At 60.9% G+C, this 21,123-nt stretch carries 15 protein-coding genes and 1 pseudogene; 11 read left to right on the top strand and 5 right to left on the bottom strand.

The features are described 5' to 3' along the window. Positions 1 to 752: 752 nt before the first annotated feature. From ASG39_RS07795 to ASG39_RS23155, 4 genes and pseudogenes are all read right to left on the bottom strand, one after another. Positions 753 to 2,420: an alpha-glucosidase gene (locus ASG39_RS07795; protein WP_062594471.1), complete on the bottom strand. Its 1,668-nt coding sequence runs from the start codon at positions 2,418 to 2,420 to the stop codon at positions 753 to 755. A gap of 107 nt (positions 2,421 to 2,527) precedes the next feature. After that, complete coding sequence (locus ASG39_RS07790; RefSeq protein WP_062594470.1) at positions 2,528 to 4,189, bottom strand: alpha-amylase family protein; 1,662 nt, start codon at positions 4,187 to 4,189, stop codon at positions 2,528 to 2,530. 59 nt (positions 4,190 to 4,248) lie between these two features. After that, the gene (locus ASG39_RS07785) at positions 4,249 to 5,226 is read right to left on the bottom strand and encodes a TIGR03885 family FMN-dependent LLM class oxidoreductase (RefSeq protein ID WP_062594469.1); all 978 of its coding nucleotides are present in this window, start codon (positions 5,224 to 5,226) and stop codon (positions 4,249 to 4,251) included. A gap of 157 nt (positions 5,227 to 5,383) precedes the next feature. Then, a pseudogene (locus tag ASG39_RS23155) lies at positions 5,384 to 6,129 on the bottom strand (transposase); the annotation flags it as partial. 231 nt (positions 6,130 to 6,360) lie between these two features. On the opposite strand from ASG39_RS23155, the gene ASG39_RS07775 reads away from it, so the two are divergent. From ASG39_RS07775 to ASG39_RS07740, 8 genes are all read left to right on the top strand, one after another. Then, the gene (locus tag ASG39_RS07775) at positions 6,361 to 7,350 is read left to right on the top strand and encodes a LacI family DNA-binding transcriptional regulator (protein WP_062594475.1); all 990 of its coding nucleotides are present in this window, start codon (positions 6,361 to 6,363) and stop codon (positions 7,348 to 7,350) included. A gap of 97 nt (positions 7,351 to 7,447) precedes the next feature. Further along, positions 7,448 to 8,305, top strand: a complete 858-nt coding sequence (locus tag ASG39_RS07770) for an inositol monophosphatase (RefSeq protein WP_062594467.1) — start codon at positions 7,448 to 7,450, stop codon at positions 8,303 to 8,305. Between the two features lie 123 nt (positions 8,306 to 8,428). Beyond that, positions 8,429 to 10,204, top strand: coding sequence for an iron ABC transporter permease (locus ASG39_RS07765; RefSeq protein ID WP_062594466.1), 1,776 nt, complete (start codon positions 8,429 to 8,431; stop codon positions 10,202 to 10,204). A gap of 28 nt (positions 10,205 to 10,232) precedes the next feature. Then, positions 10,233 to 11,486 carry an extracellular solute-binding protein gene (locus ASG39_RS07760; protein ID WP_244481171.1) on the top strand — a complete coding sequence of 418 codons (1,254 nt, stop codon included), beginning with the start codon at positions 10,233 to 10,235 and terminating at the stop codon, positions 11,484 to 11,486. Positions 11,487 to 11,555: 69 nt separating this feature from the next. Continuing rightward, the gene (locus ASG39_RS07755; protein ID WP_062594465.1) at positions 11,556 to 12,683 is read left to right on the top strand and encodes an ABC transporter ATP-binding protein; all 1,128 of its coding nucleotides are present in this window, start codon (positions 11,556 to 11,558) and stop codon (positions 12,681 to 12,683) included. Between the two features lie 105 nt (positions 12,684 to 12,788). After that, complete coding sequence (locus ASG39_RS07750; RefSeq protein WP_062594473.1) at positions 12,789 to 13,406, top strand: dual specificity protein phosphatase; 618 nt, start codon at positions 12,789 to 12,791, stop codon at positions 13,404 to 13,406. Continuing rightward, the gene (locus ASG39_RS07745; RefSeq protein WP_062594464.1) at positions 13,393 to 15,066 is read left to right on the top strand and encodes a metallophosphoesterase; all 1,674 of its coding nucleotides are present in this window, start codon (positions 13,393 to 13,395) and stop codon (positions 15,064 to 15,066) included. The genes ASG39_RS07750 and ASG39_RS07745 overlap by 14 nt, the downstream gene beginning before the upstream one ends. Then, positions 15,063 to 16,721, top strand: a complete 1,659-nt coding sequence (locus ASG39_RS07740) for a Na/Pi cotransporter family protein (protein ID WP_062594463.1) — start codon at positions 15,063 to 15,065, stop codon at positions 16,719 to 16,721. Before ASG39_RS07745 ends, ASG39_RS07740 begins: the two co-directional genes overlap by 4 nt. A 584-nt stretch (positions 16,722 to 17,305) precedes the next feature. On the opposite strand, the gene ASG39_RS23150 is transcribed toward ASG39_RS07740, so the two are convergent. Next, positions 17,306 to 17,902: a DUF309 domain-containing protein gene (locus ASG39_RS23150; protein ID WP_082477054.1), complete on the bottom strand. Its 597-nt coding sequence runs from the start codon at positions 17,900 to 17,902 to the stop codon at positions 17,306 to 17,308. 326 nt (positions 17,903 to 18,228) lie between these two features. On the opposite strand from ASG39_RS23150, the gene ASG39_RS07735 reads away from it, so the two are divergent. The 3 genes from ASG39_RS07735 (at position 18,229) to ASG39_RS07725 (ending at position 20,887) form a co-directional block, all read left to right on the top strand. Continuing rightward, entirely contained in the window at positions 18,229 to 18,585 is a 357-nt protein-coding gene (locus tag ASG39_RS07735) for a MarR family transcriptional regulator (protein WP_200943871.1), read from the top strand. A 12-nt stretch (positions 18,586 to 18,597) separates the two neighbouring features. Continuing rightward, a complete protein-coding gene (locus tag ASG39_RS07730; RefSeq protein ID WP_062594461.1) occupies positions 18,598 to 19,332 on the top strand; it encodes an NAD(P)-binding domain-containing protein in 735 nt (244 codons plus the stop codon). Positions 19,333 to 19,405: 73 nt separating this feature from the next. Next, positions 19,406 to 20,887, top strand: a complete 1,482-nt coding sequence (locus ASG39_RS07725) for a DHA2 family efflux MFS transporter permease subunit (RefSeq protein ID WP_244481170.1) — start codon at positions 19,406 to 19,408, stop codon at positions 20,885 to 20,887. The last annotated feature ends 236 nt before the right edge of the window (positions 20,888 to 21,123 follow it).

The following is a 21,123-nucleotide window of genomic DNA, read 5'->3' as shown; positions in this document are numbered from 1 at the left end:
AACGACCGAGACAATCCATATCGCCGCGCCGTCACTGAACCCTGCCGAAAGCCTTGCAAGCTCTCTTCGACGATCCGAACCTTCTCTTCGTCCGACCAATCCCGTCGACGGCCAAGATCGTCCGCGGAAAAGACCTCAATAGGGGAAATGATTGTAGCGCATGACATAAGGCATGGACTTAAAGCCAATCACCAAATCAGGGCAGACGGCCTTCGGCGGAGGCATACNAAAGACCTCAATAGGGGAAATGATTGTAGCGCATGACATAAGGCATGGACTTAAAGCCAATCACCAAATCAGGGCAGACGGCCTTCGGCGGAGGCATACGATTAATCAGGGAATTTTATTGGCTATTTGAGGTGCAGGCCGCTCGCCTTGATGGGATTCGAATCGATGGCCCGCGGCATGGATTTGAAATAAGTGAAAACTCTAGCGACCATGACTGTGCATAAGAACGAACTGCTGGGAATTAAGTGGCTGACGTGTGGCGAACGGTTACCGTCACGCTCGCCTTCAAGTCAAAGACAGACGGACGGCATCTTTCAAGCCTCGGGCGGGCATGGACCGAGGTCGCCAGTTGCCCGAAGCTCGCCGTCAGTTCATTTGCACGGAATGGTTTCGTCAAACGTCGAATGTATGGCTCAACGCCTCGCTCTGGGCATAGCAACGAGAGTATGAAGCCGGAGAGTTTTGCTGCTCCGGTTCCCCAGGGCGGGTCAGGCCATTGGTCGTCGTCGGCGGGAACCGTCGCATTACGCATCCGTCAGCAGCCCGATGGCCTCATAGGGTCTTAGGACCATCTCAGTCTCGACTCTATCCACGGCTTCATAGTTCCAGATGAGGCACTTGCCCACGGCTAAAAGCTCCATTGGCATGGTGAGGCAGACCTCGCTGGGCCTGAAACTGGCGACGACGATAAGCCGAACCTCCTCAAGCGTGCGGGTATATACGAACACATCCGGATGATGGTCGAGCCATGGCTGGTAGTCACCGTAAACGACGACCGGGTGCATTTTGCGAAGGGCTATAAGTTTGCGGTAATGGTTCCAGATCGACCCCTCGTCGGTCATTGCCGCCTCGGCGTTGACGGTCGCGTAATTGGGGTTCACTTCGATCCAAGGCGTGCCCGAAGAAAAGCCACCATGCTGGGTGGCGTTCCACTGCATCGGCGTGCGCGCGTTGTCGCGCCCGCTTTCATTGGCACCGCGAATGAACTCTTCAGGTGACAGCCCGGCCTCCATTTGCAGTCGGTGCATGTTCAATGTCTCGATGTCGCGATACTGGTTGATCGACGTAAAGGGCATGTTCGTCATGCCGATCTCCTCGCCCTGATAAACGAAAGGCGTTCCCTTCAACAGGTGCAGCACCGTCGCCAGCATCTTTGCGGATTGGCTGTGGAAGCCGGTGGCATCGCCGTAGCGGGAAACAGCGCGGGGAAGGTCGTGATTGCCCCAGAACAGCGCGTTCCAGCCGTCCCTTGCCAGCGCCAGCTGCCACTTGCCAAACACGGTCTTCAGCCCCGCGAGGTCGAACGGCTTCGGGCGCCATTTGCCGTAGACCGCATCCCATTGCTGGGTCACATGTTCGAACTGAAAGACCATGGACAGTTCCTTGCGGTCTCGCCCGGAATAGAGAAGGGCAGATCCCGGCGTGGCGCTCCACGTCTCGCCAACCGTCAGGATGTCACGGTCGCCGAAGGTGCTGGCATTCATTTCCTTGAGATAGTCGTGCAGGTGTGGTCCGTCCGTGACCACCTCCCGGTCGACCTCCTTGCCGATATAATCGATGACGTCCATGCGGAAACCGGCAATTCCCCGATCCAGCCACCAGTTCATCATCTCGTAGATTTCGGCGCGGACCTTCGGGTTCTCCCAGTTAAGATCGGGCTGCCGACGCGAGAACAGGTGCAGATAATATTCGCCGGTCGTCGGGTCCAGCGTCCAGGCCGGCCCGCCGAACGAGGATTGCAGGTCATTGGGCGGCCCGCCGTCATCGGCCGGCTTGCGCCAGACGTAGAAATCGCGGAACGGGTTGTCGGTAGCCTGGCGCGACAGCAGGAACCACGGGTGCTCATCCGATGTGTGGTTGACCACGAGATCCAGAATGATCCCGATCCCCCGCGCTCTTGCTTCGGACACCAGGCGATCGAAATGCCCGAGCGTCCCGAATTCCGGCGCGACCGCGCGATAGTCAGAAATATCGTAGCCGTTGCCGTCCATCGGCGACTGGTAGATTGGAGAGAGCCAGATGATGTCTATGCCCAGCCGCTGCAGGTAATCCAGCCGCGACGTGATGCCGGGGATGTCGCCGATGCCATCGCCATCTGAGTCGCAGAAGCTGCGAGGGTAGACCTGGTACACGGTCGCTGTGTGCCACCACTTGATATCGTGAACCGGATTGTCGGGAGCAACTAAAGGCATTGCGGATCTCGCTCGTTTGGGCAAGCTGGCGGAATGACGGACGGCAAGATCAGCCTCTTTGCCTGATCGGGCAACGGGTTAAGCAAAGCCGAGGTTCCTGTGCGAGATCAGATGTCGCTTCTCTTGAGCAGGTAATCGAGCCCGCCGGCGCGGTACCAGCGATAACCGAATGGCTCAAGCATCATGTTATGCCGGTCTTTCTCGGCCGCACGGCTGTCGCTGCCGTCGGCGATGTCGATCAGGACGCGTCCACTCTCTCCTATGCCGGGATCAAAGGTGATCTCGACGGGCTTGTCGTGGAGATTGTGGATGATGACGACGGCATTGTTGCGCCAGTCGTAGCGCATCGCCAGGACGCCCGTATCGCCGCAATCCAGAACGCTGAAGGACCCCCAACCGATTTCCGGCACTTCCTTTCGCATGCGGATCATCCGCTCGGTCCAGTTCAGCATCGATTCTGCATCTCGTCGCTGCGCCGCGACATTGACTTGTTCAAACCCGTAGGGACCTCCTTCGATGACGGGCAGGACGGGCTTTTCCGCCTTGGTGAAGCCGCCATGCGGCTCGGTCGACCACTGCATCGGCGTGCGGGCACAGTTGCGCTCTTCCAAGGTAAGATCGTCACCCATCCCGATCTCGTCGCCATACCTCAGGACGGGCGTGCCCGGTAGCGAGTACATCAGGCTGTAGGCAAGCTTGAGACGCCTGGTATCGCCGCCCAGCATCGGCGCCAGGCGACGCCGTATCCCGCGGTCGTAGAGCTGCATGTCCTTGTCGGGGCCGAAGGCTGAAAACACGGCTTGCCGCTGTTTTTCCGTCAGCCGGCCAAGATCGAGTTCGTCGTGGTTGCGTAGGAATATTCCCCACTGCCCCGTTTGCGGTCGCTCCCGGGTCTCATTCATCGCCTTGGCGAGGGGGCGGGTATCGGCGCTTGCAAGCGCATAGAACAGAGCCTGATTGACGTGGAAGTTAAACATCATCTGCATGCGATCGCCATCGCCGCCGAAATACTGCAGGTTCTCCTTGGGCACGACATTGGCTTCGGCCAAGATGATGCTGTCACCCTTGCGCCACTGCAGGAACTCACGGAACGTGCGCAGCAGATCGAATTGCGGCTTCGATGCTTTCACATCTGCGCCCTTTTCGGCGATCACGAAGGGAACGGCGTCCATGCGAAAACCCGATACGCCGAGCTGTATCCAGAAACCCATGATCTTGAGAATTTCCGCCTGGACATGCGGATTGCCAGTGTTGAGATCCGGCTGGAATTTGAAGAAGCGGTGAAAATAGTATTCGCCGGACTTCTCGTCCCGCGTCCATGTGGACTTCTGTACACCGGGAAAGACCATGCCCTCGTCGGCATTTTCCGGCTTCTTCTCGGACCACACGTACCAGTCCCTGTATGGGGAATTCTTGTCGGCGCAGGCCTGTTTGAACCAGGGATGCTGATCGGACGTATGGTTGACGACAAGGTCGATCAGCACCCGAATGCCGCGTTGCTTGGCGCTATGGGTGAATTCGACAAAGTCGCCGAGGGTGCCGTATCGGGGATCGATGTTGTAATAGTCGGAGACGTCGTAGCCATCATCGAGACCCGGCGAGGCCTGAAACGGCATTAGCCAGATGGCATTGACGCCCAGACCGGCCAGATAATCCAGCCGCCGTTGCAGCCCCTGAAAGTCGCCCACTCCATCGCCGTTGGCATCCATGAAGGTCTCGACGGACAGGCAGTAGACGACAGCGTTCTTGTACCAGAGGTCGTTGATCAAGCTGCGTTCCTTTTCAATAACCACACTCAGGCGCTCAGCGCGACGATGCTTCGTGCATGTCAGGTTTCGGATACGCGCAGTGCTGGGAGGACCTGACGTTTCATGAAATTGATAAAACCGATCTGGTCACGAGAGACGTTATGGATGAACACCTCCTCAAATCCGCAGTCTTTCGCCACGAGGATTAGTTCGATTAGCCTATCCGGAACCGTGACAAGCGGGATGACCTCATCGATGTCGTCGGGCTTGATGTGCCGCGTTGCCCTTTCGAAATCCTCGGGCATCGGAAGATCCGCCAAGAAAGCAGGCGGCAAAGTTGCGTTACGCCACTGTTCAAAAGCCGCGGCTCTCGCGGCGGCCTCGGTTTCCGCCCATGAAACTTGTACCTGCAATGCAAGCGGTTTACCCTGCCCGCCACCATGGCGGTAAACGTCCCTCATCTCAACCAGCTTCTGCTTCGGTTTGTTGACCGTAACCAGTCCATCGGACCATCCGCCCGCCCATTGTGCTGTGTCGTTGGACAATGCCGCGGCAAACAGGGCTGGTGGGGTCGCTGGCAGTGACCAGAGCCGCGCCTTGTCGACTGTAAACCAGCGATCACGCCGGTCCACCTCTTCTCCGCGCAGAAGGGCGCGGATGATTTCGGTGCCCGCAAGAAGGCGCGCATTGCGTTCTGGCTTTGCGGGCCACTCGCTGCCGACGACATGTTTGTTGAGAGCCTCGCCGCTCCCCATCGCGATCCAGCGTAATCGGCCGGGAAACATTTCGCTGATCGTTCCGACAATATGTGCAAGGACCGCCGGGTGATAGCGCCAGCCGCCTGGGATCGCCAGACTGCCGAACGGGAGCGACGTTTTGGCCATGGCTGCACCAAGCCACGCCCAGTTGTTCCCGGAATGACCCTGATGGCTCAACCATGGGGAGATGTGATCGGAAGTCATGATGGCCTGAAAACCAGCATCCTCCGCAGCTTGCACGCATGATAATAGATCGCTCGGCGCAAACTGCTCGTGAGATGCGTGGTATCCGATCATCATACGCAGCTTCCTGTCATTCTCGCTCTCCGTGGAATTTAGCCATATACTGCGGAGGTTACGAGCACCGGCAAGTCATCCGGCCAGAGGCGAGAACGCTCAGTGTTATTTGATGGTTCCCTATCAACAGGACCAGTGTGGCCTTGGGCCTGCTGAGCGAGATGCACGTTAGCATGCGGATTTTCTTTCCATTGTGGGTCCGGTCCTCGCCAAATCGGAGGACCAGACATGGTTAGGGTACTCCGGCTGAAGCCGGATGCATGAGCTTTCGTTCAGCCAGAGCCGCCCGCGCCTGGGCTGCTTGGATGGAACCTTCAGCCCCTTCCGTCGCCATATTCGCTCAACCCGTTTGACGTTCACGATCCAACCCGCCTGGTGCAGCATCGCTGTTATGCGACGCCTTACGCCAATTGAAGACAATTGGCTGTCGGCCAGCGGGACAGCCATAGCAGCTATACTGGAGAGCGAGTGCCGTGGTGTCGGCGGTCAATGCCGCCTCGTCATCCGGTGTCTTTGCGATCTTGCGGCTCACGTAGAACGATGCTGGCCGAGAACCCGGCATGCCCGTCGTTCGGACACGCCCAATTCTGAAGTGATATGATCCACGCAGGCACGGCGGCGGGGGGCTTAGAAGTTTCCCGGAGCGGCCTCCGCCAGGATCATCTTGTCCAGGGTCAGATCGGAAACTGCACGACGGAGCCGGGCGTTCTCCGCTTCCAGTTCCTTCAGGCGCTTCACCCGATCGCCCTTCAGGCCACCGTATTCAGCCCGCCAGCGGCAATATGTGACTTCCATAACGCCTATCGAACGGATCGCCTCCGCCATCGATTTGCCCTGAGCATTCAGCACGTCAACCTGACGAAGCTTCGTGACGATCTCTTCTGCCTTGTGTCTTTTCGCTGCCATTCCAATGTTCTTCTTCGGCTCATAAGCTTTATTTCAAGAAGGATCACTTTTCAGGGAGCAGACCGACGCGTGTTCCGGAGTAGGCGGGTTCCTCGTTGACGACTTTCATCATGTGGATCTTCCCTCCGTCGCGGCGTTGGGATCGGAAGACAGCGCATGCACACGGGTGCATTGATCATTCGACGCGACCGGCCTAGAGGTTCTGGCAGTGATGACAGAAAGTTGAATCCGATGGCCAAGAGCTTTGTAACGTCGATCGATGTCGCGGAAAGGGCCGGCGTTTCACGGTCGGCCGTCTCGCGCACGTTCACCGCCGGCGCCAGCGTGTCTCCCGACGTGCGGCAACGCGTGTTGAAGGCGGCGCAGGAGCTGGGCTACCGGGTGAACCGCCTAGCGCAGACGCTGAACACCTCGAGCTCGAACCTCGTCGGGGTCGTCGGCGCCAACCTGTCCTCGCCATTCATCGCCAAGCAGCTTGATATGCTCAGCCTCGGGCTCCTGCGTCGGGGGCAACAGTGCCTGCTGCTCAACGCCGCCGATGCCCGGAGCGACATCGCGCCCTTGATCGAGTTGATCTTCGAATTCCGCGCCCGTGCAATCGTGGTGCTCTCGGGAGAGCCTCCGGCATCGATCGTCGATGAATGTCTCGCAAACGGCGTGAAGCTGATCGTCATCAACCGCCTCATGACGCGGCCCGACACAGATGTGATCCTCAGCGATGACATTCTCGGCGCAAGGCTCGCGGCCGAACGTTTGCTGGCAGCAAGATGCCGCAAGGTGGCGGTCGTCTGCAGCGGCAGCCTGACGCCGACGCAGGTCCGGCGCGCCACGACATTTTCGGATGTCGTCAGGGAGCATGGTGGCGCGGTCGTGCGCTGGAGCGAAGGGCCGACGGCCTACGAGACGGGCGTTGCCGCGGCGCATGCCCTGCTCGCGGATGAGCAGATAGACGGGGCATTCTGTGTGACGGATCTGATGGCCCTCGGCTTCCTTGATGCCGCGCGGCATGATCTCCAACGCTCCGTGCCCGACGATCTGTCCGTCATCGGCTTCGACGACATCCCGCAGTCTGCCTGGAAGGCCTATGATCTGACGACGGTCGGACAGTCCTTTTCCGTCTTGACCGACGCTGTCCTTGCAGCCCTCGACCATGACGATGGAGAGGTGTCGACACAGATGGTTCCCGTCACGCTGATAGAGCGCGGTACCGTTCACAAATAGCCCAAGCGTGGAAGTGAGCAGACAGGCCATAAAATTCCCATTGCCAGGCTTGAACACGTGTGCAACATTGAACACGTGTGCAACGGAGTTCGGAAGCATGTCGACGAGTGAGACTTTCAGCAACGACATCGAAGGGCGGGCCATGCTCTGCCAGGCCGTCATCCGGTCAGCGGGCGCTCTGGCGCTCCGGGGGTTTCGCGATATTGCCCAAGCCGGCTTTACGATGAAGGGGCCGCAGGATTTCCTGACCGAGACGGATGCTGCATCCGAGGCGCATATTCGCGGCAGGATCGCAGCTGCCTTTCCAGACGACGGGTTCTTCGGCGAGGAAGGTGGCGGCGAGATCCGGGATCGTGTCTGGGTCGTGGACCCGATTGACGGCACCGCAAACTTCGCGCGCGGCATCCCGCACTTCTGCATTTCCATCGGCTACATCGAAAACGGCGTCGCCCAGTTCGGCGCCATCTACAATCCGGCGCTCGACGAGTTGCATTTCGCAAGGCTCGGTCGCGGCGCAACGCGCAACGGTTCGAAAATTTCCGTCGCCGGAACGAGCCGCTTCGACACAGCGTCCGTGGAACTCGGCTGGTCGACACGCGTGCCCAACGCGACCTATCTCGGCGTTGCCGCCGCGCTCCTCGGCAAGGGCGCTAATGTTCGCCGCTGCGGCTCGGGCGCTCTGGGCCTCGCCTATGTCGCCGACGGCCGTTCCGACGGTTACGTCGAACTGCACATGAATTCCTGGGACTGCGTTCCCGGCCTGCTGATCGTCGAGGAAGCCGGCGGGCGCGTCTGCCCCTTCATGGAGCTTGGCTCATTGCGCGAGGGCGGCCCCGTTCTGGCGGCCGCTGCCGGCATTGCGTCGGGCATCAGCGAAGCCAGCGGGATCCCGTTGGCGGCGGAAAACAACACCCCAGACGCGGGAACACAACAAGCGGGAATACAGGCCGCCTGAAGACGTCGGTGGGCGCTTCGGGCGCCCGAGGAAATGACATGCGGCCTGGAGAGCCGTTCGGGAGGGACTATGGCAACGGTAGCGGATATCGGAACGACACGAACGGCCGGGCGAGGAGGGCGGATGTCGCGGCGCGTCGGGCGCTTCTTCACCGCGCCTGAGCGCCTGATCGCGCTTCTCCTGGCGATCGTGCTTTGTCTCCTGGTCATCGTCCCCCTGTTCCAGCTGATCCGGGAAACCGTGACCGTACAGCCCTATGATGCCGCATACCTGCCTGGCCGCGCGCCGGGCGAACTGACGACCTTCCACTATGAGCGCGTGTTTACCGGGCGCATGTCCTGGGCGCTGTTCTACAAGCCGTTCATGAACTCGCTCGTGACCGCGTTCGGGGCGACGGCGATCTGCCTTGCGCTGGGTGCGATGCTGGCCTGGGTCGTCGTGCGCACCAATGTGCCGTTCCGCGAGTTCGTCAACACGGCCGTCGTGCTGCCTTACATGCTGCCGTCCTGGGTCATGGCGCTTGCCTGGGTCACGTTTTTCAAGAACGACCGGGTCGCCGGCGCATCGGGTGTCTTTGCCTACCTCTTCGGCATTCAGCCTCCCGACTGGATTGCCTTCGGCGGCATCCCCATCATCATCTGCCTCTCGCTCCACTACTATGTCTACGGCTTCCTGATTATCTCGGGTTCGCTCTCGACGGTGGACAGTCAGCTCGAAGAAGCGGGCGCCATTGCCGGCATGTCGCGTCTGCGCCAGTTCGTCTCCATCACCGTGCCGCTCGTTCTTCCGGCCGTCGGATCCGCTGTCGTCATGACCTTTATCCGCGTCATCGGATCCTTCGGAACGCCGGCCGTGCTCGGCATGCCCATCCGCTACTTCGTTCTCCCGACGCAGATCTACGCAGCCATTGGTTCGCGCAATGTCGGCGACGGCTATCTCTTGGCCCTCGTTCTCGTGTTTCTCGCCGTCCTGTTCATCTGGATCAACCAGCGCATGATCGGCGTCAGGAAAAGCTTCGTCACCATGTCCGGCAAGGGATTTCGCCGGCGGGAGATCGATCTCGGCCGCGCGCGCTGGCTGGTGTTCGCGCTCGTCATGCTCCTGATGTGCATCACGGTCGTGCTTCCGCTGGGCCTTCTCGTCCTTCAGTCCCTGTCGCGCACCGCCGGCAATTACGATCTTTCGAACCTGACCTTGCACTACTGGATCGGCGAGCGCGGCGGCGTCAATGCGCTCTATGCCGGCGTCTTCCAGAACCCTCAGATCCTGCATGCGGCCTGGAACAGCCTGCGGCTCGCCTTTCTCACGGCTCTGGCGACGGCCGTTCTCGGCTTTCTCATAGGCTACGTGGTCGTGCGCACCCGCGGCAGCCTGTCGTCCCGGGCGCTCGAGACGGCCGCCTTCCTGCCCTACATCTTCCCGGCGGTCGCCTTCGGCGCCATCTATATCGGCATGTTCTCCCAGCCGGTCGGGCCGATCCCGGCCCTCTACGGCACGTTCGCGCTGCTGGTGCTGATCGCTGCGGTGAAGAACCTGCCCTACACCTCGCGCACGGGTATCGCCGCCATGCTGCAGATCGACAAGTCGCTGGAAGAGTCCGCGCGCGTCCAGGGCATCGGCTGGTTCGGCCGCATGCGCCGCATCGTCGCGCCCCTCGCCGCATCGGGCCTCATTTCCGGCATGCTGCTCAGCTTCATCGGGACGATGCGCGAGCTTTCGCTAATCATCCTGCTCGTCACGCCGTCGACGGCGGTGCTCGCAAGCGTGATCTACACCTACCAGACGGATGACGTGCCCCAGCTGATCGGCGCAGCAACGCTGCTGCTGGTCGCGTTGGTCGTCGGATGCAACCTGCTGTTCCGGCTGGTTTTCCGCAATACGAAGATGGGTTTTGCTTGAGGAGGCGACCCGAAGGAGGAGGACGACGATGCAGAAAATGACCAAGGGCATGACGATTACGGGACTGATGACCCGGGGATTGGCGGCTGCCGCCATGAGCTTGATGATCGGATCGACGGCGTTCGCGCAGGACGCATTCGACACCTGGCTGAAGACGGCCGAACTCGGCGCGAACCAGCCGGCGGAAGAGAACTGGGAAGAGATCACCCGCAAGGCAAAGGAGGAAGGCGAGGTCACGATCTATGCGTCCTCCTCCAGCGTCAGCGCATCCGCTGAGGATTTCATGAAGCTCTATCCGGAGATCAAGGTGAACGCCTACGACCTCGGATCAGAGAAGACCATTGAGAAGGTGGTGCGCGAGCAGCAGGCCGGCATTTTCGCCGTCGACGTGGTCAACACCGCGGGCACGGCCCAGATGTTCTTCGACCTCCTGCCCAACAAGCGCATCGTGAACTACGTGCCGCGCTACCTGGTCGACAAGATCCCGGTGGAGCTGCGCGAGCCTCTCCTCACCCAGGTGATCGAGGCAACGGTGCTGATGTACAATGCCGACACCTACAAGGACGGCCCGCCGGTCAAGAACGTGTGGCAGCTGACGGAGCCGGAATGGAACAAGCGCTTTGCCATGAAGAGCCCGTTGGGATCGCTGACCTCGCTTGCGCTGCTGGCCTCGATCGTCGAGCACTCCGACAGTTTCGCCAAAGCCTATGAGGCACATGCCGGCAAGCCAATCGAGCTTTCGGAGGGAACGGAGAATGCCGGTTACGAGTTCCTGCACCGCCTCTTAAAGAACGACCTCGTGATCTACGATTCCGGATCGAAGCTCGCCACCGCATCCGGTCTGAAGGGGCAGGACAAGCCGCCGGTCACCTTCTCCAGCATGCACTACATCAACAAGAACGGCAGCGACGACTACGCCAATGCCATTCTGTACGATGTCGATCCGGCCGGCGTGTTCGCCTATTCGACCTACACGGCGGTGGCGGGCCAGGCGCCTCACCCCAATGCCGCCAAGCTCTTCATCGCCTTCCAGATGGGCTCGAAGGACCTGACGCCGGAAACGAAGGTCGAGAAGCCGTATCGCGAGGGCGAGAGCCTGAAGACGCTGCAGGGAATGGCCGCCTACTTCAAGGTCGGCACCTTCTCGCCGCGCACCGACGTGCCCTTGCCCAAGGGTGGCGAGAATTGGCCGAACGTGAAGAAGATCTTCGGTTCCGCCGAATTCCAGCGCGACAATGTCGCCGCCGTCAACGACTTCTGGGTCGTCGAGACGAGCCAGTAAAAGCTGCAGTAAACGGATCGGCGTGTCAGCGCATGCCGGTCCGGACCTGTTGATCCCGGGAGGAAAATCATGAACGAAGTGTCCCTGAAAGGCATCACCAAATCCTATGGCGCCCATCTCGCCATTCCACCCCTCGATCTCGACATTCCCAAGGGAAAGTTCGTGACGCTGCTGGGGCCCTCCGGTTGCGGCAAGACGACGACCCTCAGGATCATCGCGGGTCTCGAACAGCCTTCCGACGGGGAGCTGACGCTTGCCGGGAAGACCGTCTTTTCCGGGCGCGACAGTCACTTCGTGCCGCCGGAAAAACGCGGCCTCGGCTTCATCTTCCAGAGCTACGCGCTCTGGCCGAACATGAAGGTCGATCGCAACGTCACGCTGGCGCTGCAGCAGGCGCGAAAGCCGAAGCAAGAGATCGCGGAGCGGCTTGCCGAGGCTCTGAAGAAGGTCCAGCTCGAAGGCTATCAGGAACGCTTTCCCTCAGAACTCTCCGGCGGGCAGCAGCAGCGCGTCGCGGTGGCGCGGCTGATCGCGGCGCGGAACTCGATCCTGCTGATGGACGAGCCGCTCTCCAACCTCGATGCGGTTCTCCGGACGGAAATGCGCACGGAGCTGAAGCGGCTGTCTCGTGATCTCGGGGCGACGACGATCTACGTCACGCACGACCAGGTCGAGGCCCTGACCATGTCGGATATCATCGTCGTCATGAAGGACGGCGTGATCCAGCAGATGGGCAGCCCCTACGAGATCTATCACCAGCCGAGCAATCTCTTCGTCGCCGAGTTCATCGGCGATCCGCGCATCAACCTGTTCGACGGGCATCTCGACCAGCGGGACGGCCGCAGCGTGTTGCGGATCGACGAGACGGAGATCGTTCTGCCCTACACCGTGGCGCGGCCCTCGGGCGCGGTGCGGCTGGCCATCCGGCCCGAGCGGCTGACGCTGCACGACGGACCCGCGCCCAACAGCCTCCCCGCCGAAGTGGACGTCGTGCAACCCACGGGATCGCAAACGATCCTGTCGCTGACATCCCGTGGACATGCGGTGACCGCCCTCATTCCGCGCTTCGTCGAGCGCTGGCCGACCCGCAAGGTCTGGCTGGAGCTCGACCCGGCACACATCATGGTCTTCGATCCGCAGTCCGGGCGCCTCTCGGAAACGACGAATGGCGCTGTCCGGCAGGTGGATGCGGCCTAGAGCTTTTCCAGTCGGAGCGAAGTCGCTCCCGCGCCGGACATGCTCGAACTCAACCCGATCAGGACGATCGGCGCGGTCGCGGATCGCGCCTTGAAAGGACGGAACATGGATGCTCCCGTATATGCACGACCATCGATCAGCGCGATCACGGAAGGGCTGAAACCGCACAATTCGACGCTCTATATCGGCGGGCTCGAAGGCGCACGCGATTTCGGGCTTCTGAAACGGCACGGGATCAGCATCGTCGTGAACTGCGCGGTCAATCTCGACATCAATGTCGTGCGAGATCCGGCAAACCCGCAGGACGGCGACCTCAGCGCGACCGGCTATTCCACGATCCGCTACTACAAGCTCGGCATGATCGACGGCGGCGGAAGTCCGGATACAATGATGCTCGGCGGATACTACATCCTGCATGGCGCGCTGCACCAGACACTGCCGAAGCGGGAAACCTATCCCTTCGAAGATGGCGGCAACGTGCTCGTCAACTGCCGCAGCGGCCGCAGCCGGTCGGTTTCGCTGGTCGGCCTCTATCTCCACAAGCAGCAGCCCGATCTCTTCCCGACGCTCGATGCCGCGATCGCCCATATTCGGGAAAAGCGCCTCCTGCGGCCGGACGAATGGTTCGAGACGCCGAAGCCGATGCTCTACGATGCGGCACGCCGCGCCTCCGACTGGATCGACCTGATCGAAGCGCAGAGGGCGCGTGATGGCGTTGCGTGAGCATTCGCCGGTCGCCGTGATCGCCGACGCTCATTTCCACGATCTCGAAGGCGATTTCGGGCAGGACCGGATGACGGGCGATCACCGCCTAACGGCGCGAAGCTGGTCGGAAACCCGATGCTCGACGCGCGTCTTCAACGAGAGTTTCGCGGCCCTTCCCGCAGCGCTCGACAGGATCGCCGCGCGTGGCATCCGCCACGTCGTCCTGCTCGGCGACTACAGCGATGATGGGCAGAAGGCGACCGTGGCAGCCGTCGCGGCACTCCTTGAGCGCTACGCCGCCCGCTTTTCCATGTCCTTCTACATCCTGCCCGGCAATCACGACGGCTATGCCCGGGCCGGGCGGCATCAGACGAAGGAGTTCCTGGCAGACGACGGCCGCGCCCTGAATATCACAAGCGACCCGGATGTCGCGGCCACGGATCCGCATGCGATCCTGACGGAGACGATGTACTGTGCGGGCTACCCCGAGGCCCTGACACCTCTTGCCCGGCATGGCCTCACGCCCTGTCCCGGCGACTTTCACTGGGAAACCCCGTTCGGATCGTCCGGTGCCTTCGAGGACCGGCACTACAGGCTGACATCCGCGGACGGGAAACGTCAGGCCGATCTGGTTGATGCGTCCTATCTCGTCGAGCCGGAAGAGGGTCTCTGGCTGCTGATGATCGATGCCAACGTCTTCCAGCCTGCCGACGATGCGACCGGTCTCTGCCGGGCGAGCGACTTCATCGACAGCACCGGCGCCGGCTGGAATGCCGTGATCCGGCAGCGGCGGTATCTCATCGACTGGATCGCCAACGTGCATCGCCGTGCGGCCTGCGATAGCAAGAACCTGCTGTGCTTTTCTCATTATCCGGTGGTGGATGTCTTCGCGGACAATCTGGAAAGCGAACTGGCCCTGTTCGGGCAGACCAATGTGGCGAGGCGCACGCCGCGCGAGGATGTGGCGGAGACGCTTTTGCAGGCCGGCATGACCCGGCACTTCAGCGGCCATAGCCATGTCTACGGATCGAGCGAACGAAAGACCGGTGACCGCACGCTGACCAACATCGCCGTTCCCTCGCTGGTCGCATTTCCACCGGCTTTCCGCATCGTTCATGGCGCAGCCGACGGGCCGACATGCGAGACCGTCAGCCTGGCCGACCTGCCGGTCGACGGGCGTGTCGTGCATCTCTATCGCCGGGAGTGCGATCGTCTCGGCGAACCCGCGCACCCCGCCTTCGACGCGCTGAGCTATGGTGATTTCCTCTATGCGCATCAGGAGGCGCTGGTCACTCACCGCTTCTTCCCGCGCGAGTGGCCGCAGGAGATGGCTGCTCTCTTTTCAGGCTCGACGCTCCGACGCCTGCTTGCGCAACTCGACCTGCCGCCCTCCACCCTTTCCGATCTGGCGCGAGCGGGCGGCGTGCGCACGGACGCCCTCGCGGCGCTTCCGTTGCTGCGGCTCGTCACCGACTGGTACGCGCTGCGCCAGGCGCAGGACATGGCGCTGCCCTTCATTCCGTCCGACCGCCTGTCGATCTACAAGGCTCTGGCCGACCACGGCGGAATTTGGCCGATGGAGGGAGCGTCGGCAGCGACGGCTTCGGGCAGGCAGTTTCTGAAGACCTTTCTGAGCGTGCTGCGGCTCTCCCTCGATCGTGCCTGCATCTCCCGATGACCTCCACCGTCATCATGATCAACCTGTTCGGGGCCGTCGCGCTTCTCATGTTCGGGCTCGCACAGGTCAAGGACGGGGTCACGCGGGCCTTCGGCGCGCGTCTGCGCACCGGCCTTGCTGCCGGTACGAAGCGCGGCTGGCGGTCCTTCCTGTCCGGCTTCGTCGCGACCGTCGCGCTTCAGAGTTCGACGGCCACCGCGCTGATGGTTTCATCCTTCGTCGAGCGCGGCATGATCAAACCGCGCATGGCGCAGATCGCGCTGCTCGGCGCCAACATAGGAACGGCGGTCACGGCCTGGATCGTTTCGACGGGCATCGAATGGCTGTCGCCGCTCCTCATCCTCATCGGCATCGTCCTGTTGCGGGCCGCATCGACAGCGCGCAGAGGTCTTGGAACGGCGCTGGTCGGCATCGGTCTGATGCTGCTTTCGCTCCACCTTCTCGGTCTGGCGACCGAGCCCCTTCGCACCTCGCCGGCACTTCGGGCCTTCATCGGCCTTCTCGACGGCGCATGGCCGGTGGCCCTGATCTTCGCGGCGGTCCTTGCCTTCCTGTCCTCATCGAGCCTTGCCATCGTCGTGCTGATCCTGTCGCTCGGATCGACGGGCATCCTGTCGCCCGGCCTGATGGTCGTTCTCGTCCTCGGCGCCAATCTCGGCGGCGCCGTTCCCCCGTTCATGGCGAGCCTGGGTGCCGGACCGGCCGCACGGCGCGTGACGCTCGGCAACCTCATCGTCAGAGGCTGCGGCTGCCTCATCGTCCTGCCGATGGCGGGGACGATTGCGGATGGATTGTCTGGGCTGCCCCTGTCGGCGGCAAAGCTTCCGGTCGATATCCACCTTCTCTTCAATGTCCTCCTGGGTCTTGCCGCATGGCCGCTTTCCCGAAGGCTTTCCGCCATCATGCAGCACCTCGTTCCCGACGCGCCGGCCGGCGAGAGCGGGCCGCGATATCTGGACGCCCAGGAATTCTCCACGCCAGCCATAGCCCTGACTAGCGCAACGCGAGAGGTCCTCGGCATCGGCGATCTGATCGAGCGGATGCTGCTCCTCTCACTCGAGGCCTTTCGCCTCCACAAGGCCGAGCGACTCCAGCCTCTCCCGGCGCTGGAGCAGGTCGTGGACGGGTTGCAGCAAGCGGTGAAGGTCTATCTCTCGCGGCTCGCGGGGCAAGGGCTGGACGATGAGGGGAAACGTCGATCGATTATGATCATCGACTATGCGATCAATCTTGAGCACATCGGTGATCTCATCGAGAAAGGCCTGATGGCGCAGGTGGGCAGGAAGATCGTTGAGGGCATGCGCTTGTCGGATGCTGGCAACAACGAGCTTCTGCAACTGTTCGAGATGACCATCGAGAACCTTCGCCTTGCCCAGACCGTCTTTGTCACCCGTGATCCCGGCCTTGCGCGGCGGATGATGGAGATCAAGGTGGAGGTACGCAACATGGAGCGCCGGTCCGCCGAACTGCATTTCCAGCGCCTGCGCGATGGTCAAGCGGAAAGTTTGCAGACAAGCTCGCTGCATCTCGACATGCTGCGTGACCTGAAGCGCATTAACGCTCATATCACATCCGTAGCCCACCCGATCATCAATGCCAGCGGGCTCCTCCGCGAAAGCAGGTTACGCAAATCCGCAAGTTCGGTAGCAACGTGATTGAGGCGTCCAGGCACCACGTCTCAGTCTTGATGGTATGTGTACCTACGGCAACCGTAGCAAGCGGAGATGATTTCTGCGCATAGCCATTCAAGCTCCGACGCCTTGAAGTGATCTGAACCTCCGGCCCGTTGTTCAAGGGTCAGAGCGATGATGTTCGAGAACATTCAGTTTTTTAAGGCACCTGCTCCGTGACCCTCTGCAGCGAAAAGCCCGACTTGAGATGACCTTGCGAACTGCACTCATGATAGGATGCTTGATTCCGTCTTCGGCCAACTCTGCAACAAAGGCATCAGCCTCGCTCCCAGTCCCTTGCGCCATCTTGGCGAGATGGCGAACGGGGATGCGCTGAGAAGATCTGGTTTCGGCACCAACGTCTTCCAATGTTTCAACTGAGTCGTGTCGGGCACATTGCGACCGCCAATCTTCATGGTGACCCTTCCAACGTTGCAGAAGTTATCTGGGCTGTAGTCAGTGATATAATCTGGAGGACGTCGCTTCCCGACCGGACCAGATGCGGTCGAGTTGGCACGTATTGGCGAAATTATCTGACACCCACGCCAACGCACATGACGGTAGATCCCCTACTTTGCCGCTTGATGTCTTTCGCCTGAGAAGGAACGGGGGTTTCCGAGGAAGAATTCGAAAACCTGTTCCGGCTCTCCTCGGGCGCTTTTGCGTAGTGCCGGCATGGTATCCGCCGTTGCTTCAGCGAGTTCGGCAAGCCTGGCTGGCAACATGCCGAGGGTGCATGCAAACTGGTCATGCGAAGCCGTTGTCAACTGTCGTAGCAGCCCGCCAGCACGACCAGCATGACGCATCGCCGGTGCCCTTTTGCCTTCCCGTATTTTTACCCCGGATGCAGATAACAGGATCAATGCCTTGAGCAAGGCGCGCAGCGGGCTTCCACGATCAGAAACGTGCCAAAGTCCTTCCCACGCTTCATGGGCTTCCCAGTAATAGCCGTGGTTGAAGAGGTCCTGTCCCCAAGCAAATTCCTCGGAATCCAGCGACGCAACACCCCGGATCGGTTGGGCACGGTAGCTGTGCCCACTGGGATCCCGGACGGGATGCGGACCCTTACCCGGCAGGTAGGCATAGGCTGGGAAGGATCGGTCTGGAAGGAAGCGAGGACGTCCCACTGATCCAACAGTCCTTGACGTTGCGATATTGATCAGCATGCTCCTATCTCATCCGTTAGACAACCCAAACAACTCACATGTCGGCGTAAAGCGAGCGGTGGCGACAAAGGCCACTGCGCCGCGCAGGATTGCGGCAAATGCCGTTAGTGTCAGTGGAAGTCATCCGGGTGGATCGCAACACTGACTTTGCAGACGAGATCATCGCGATGCGTTGTACCGGCGGTCGTCGGAGCTGACCACTAGCGCACTAGACAATGCAGTGCTAGACGTTTCATTCTTGCGTCGCTCAGAGTTACGTTATGTCTCATCGTTTAGGTACCCAACTTTCATTCGCTATCTACGGTGTGGCAGGCCGGGTGGCGCGTATGCATAAGCCTTTTCTGGAGCCGCTGGGACTTACCTTCCCGCAGTACCTAGTGATGCTGGAGCTCTATGCCGGAACACCTCGCTACGTCGGCGACCTTGGTGCCAGCCTTGGAATGGATACCGGAACGATCACGCCTCTGCTCAAGCGCCTCGAAGTCTCAGGGATGATCACGCGGATGCGTGATCCAAAGGACGAACGGTGCGTGCTGATCAACCTCACGGCAGCCGCCCAGGCCATCAAGGACGAAGTCTGGAGCATCTCCGGCAAAATCAAGAGCGCTTGTAAGATCGATGAGGCTGGCATGATCGCGCTGCGCGATACGCTGAACGATTTTGCCCGCCCTCCCGTGGAATAGAAAGGACACATCATGAACATCGGAATCATCGGCTCCGGCAATATCGGCGCGGAGCTGGCCAGGAAGTTGTCGGCAGCCGGGCATATGGTCAAACTCGCCAACTCCAGGGGGCCGGACACCCTGAAGGACATTGTTGACGGAACATCGATTTCCGCCGTCGCCAAGGAAGATGTGGCCACTGACGCGGATGTCGTGATCCTGTCGATACCCTTCGCCCGCAACGCGGAAGCAGCCGCTCTGTTAGCCAATGCTCCTGCCAATGCGATTTTCGTCGATACCTCAAACTACTACCCCCAGCGCGACGGGCGGATCGCCGAGGTCGAAATCGGAAAACCGGAAACGGTTTGGGCCAGTGAACAGGTCAGCCGACCGTTGATTAAGGCGTGGAACGCCATCCTTTCTCAGACGCTCATCGAGGCGGGGACTGCTCCTGGAACACAAGGCCGGATTGCCATTCCGTTCGCGGGCGACGATCTTGCAGCCAAGCACGTCGTAGCCGAGCTGGTCAGCGCAACCGGTTTCGATACGGTAGACGCGGGTGACCTTGCGGGCTCTTGGCGCTTTCAACCCGGCTCTCCGGCGTACTGCACCGAACTGACAATCCAGGAGCTCGAAGCGGCCCTCTCGAACGCAAACAGGGACCGTTCTCCGTCCAATCGTGATGCCATCATGAAGGCGATCTCCGACGGGACGGTGGCGATGACACGCGCCGCCATGGCCGCAAACAACCGGGTCATGTCCAACTGAGCATCTGATAGCTTTGTCTGGGGCATCTTCTTAACACCAAACTCTCGTGTACTAGAAAATAGGAAACTAGGCTATGCCGGCTATCGCCGCCTCTCTTGAGGATAACGCGCAGAACATGGCGGCCAGCGACAAGCTGTCCCCCGAATCCAAGATCGCAATCAGCGTGCTGTTTGCCTCTACGTTTACGGTGATCCTCAACGAGATGCTGATGGGTGTCGCCCTGCCGACCGTGATGAGCGATCTGGGGATCACGGCTTCCACCGGGCAGTGGCTTACGACCGCCTATATGCTGACGATGGCGGTGGTCATCCCCGCGACAGGCTTCCTCACCGAACGGTACAGCATGCGCACAGTCTACACGCTGGCCATGGCCCTGTTTGCCTTCGGGACGTTGATCGCCATCATAGCTCCGGGCTTCGAAGTCCTGCTGATCGCCCGGATCATCCAGGCAGTCGGCACGGCGATTGCCACGCCGCTGGCGTTTACGGCGGTGACCGCACTGGTGCCACCGTCCAGAGCTGGCCGCATGATGGCGCTGCTCACGGTATCGGTATCGACCGCGCCAGCATTCGGCCCGGCAATGGCTGGCGCAATCCTGTCCGTCGCCGGCTGGCGCTGGTTGTTCGTCTTCATCCTGCCGATCGCCGTGATATCCCTCGCCGTCGGCAACATGATGATCCGAGTGCCGAGTACCCCTCGCAAGACCAAGGTTGACGGTCTGTCCGTGCTGCTTTCGGCCATTGGCTTTGCCAGCCTCGTCTACGGACTGGCATCGTTCGGCGAGGTCTCGGGAGGCCACACAATCGTATCGCCTTGGACAGCGCTGGCGGTTGGTGTGATCGTGGTTGCGTTGTTCGTCGCGCGCCAGTTGTTCCTGCAGAAGTCCGATCGCGCCCTTCTGGACATGCGGCCGTTCGCGGTGCGCAGCTTTGCCGTTCCGGCGTTACTTGCCGTGTTCTTCATGACCGCCGCAACCGGCATGATGACGCTGATGCCGGTCATCCTGCAGGCCTCATATGCCTTAACCCCGTTGCAGACCGGGCTGTTCATGCTGCCGGGAGGACTGACCATCACCGTCATTTCTGTGATTGTCGGCCGCGTCTATGACCGTCTCGGCGCGCGTCCGCTCATGGTGGCGGGCGCGCTCTTTGATGCTGCTGGTCTCTGGTTCCTGTCGACACTTGCACCCGGCACACCCATCTGGCTTTTGCTTGCCACCTATATGTTCATCATCGTTGGGCAGGCCTTCCTGTGGACCCCAACATACGCGGCCTCGCTCGGCGCTCTCAGCAAGCACCTTCTCCCCCATGGCAGCGCCATCATGAATACGATCCAGCAGCTCTCGGGTGCGGCCGGTATCGCCATCGCCTTTTCGATCATGACGGCGACCAGTGCTGCGCTCATCTCACGCGGGGAAGAGGTACAGCCCGCAATGGCGCAGGGTGCCCAGCAGTCCCATCTGGTTGCCTTTGGAATGGTTGTGTTGGGTCTGGTGGTAGCCTTGATGATGCCAAAGACAAAGGCGGATGGGACAGCGCTGGTTCAGGTTCACTAGGTGCCGTCGACTTCTAGTGTCGCAGTCCAGATGCATGAATGCAGCCGTGCGCTCGCGGCTCTACTAGGACCTGGGCTTCTCCGGCAGACAGAGTTGGGAGCAGGCGATGCGCATCGCTTTTAGCGATGTCTGCTTTAAGAGTCGGACTCGAAAAGCCCTCATGGATATCGATACCTTGCGAGGCGTCTGGTGATGAGACGAATGTGGGCGATCATGATCCACGCCTCGGCTGATGC

It is taken from the genome of Rhizobium sp. Leaf371 (genome assembly GCF_001424045.1).
In the GTDB taxonomy this organism is placed as follows: Bacteria; Pseudomonadota; Alphaproteobacteria; order Rhizobiales; family Rhizobiaceae; genus Ferranicluibacter.
This window is presented reverse-complemented; position numbering and strand designations above follow the sequence as displayed.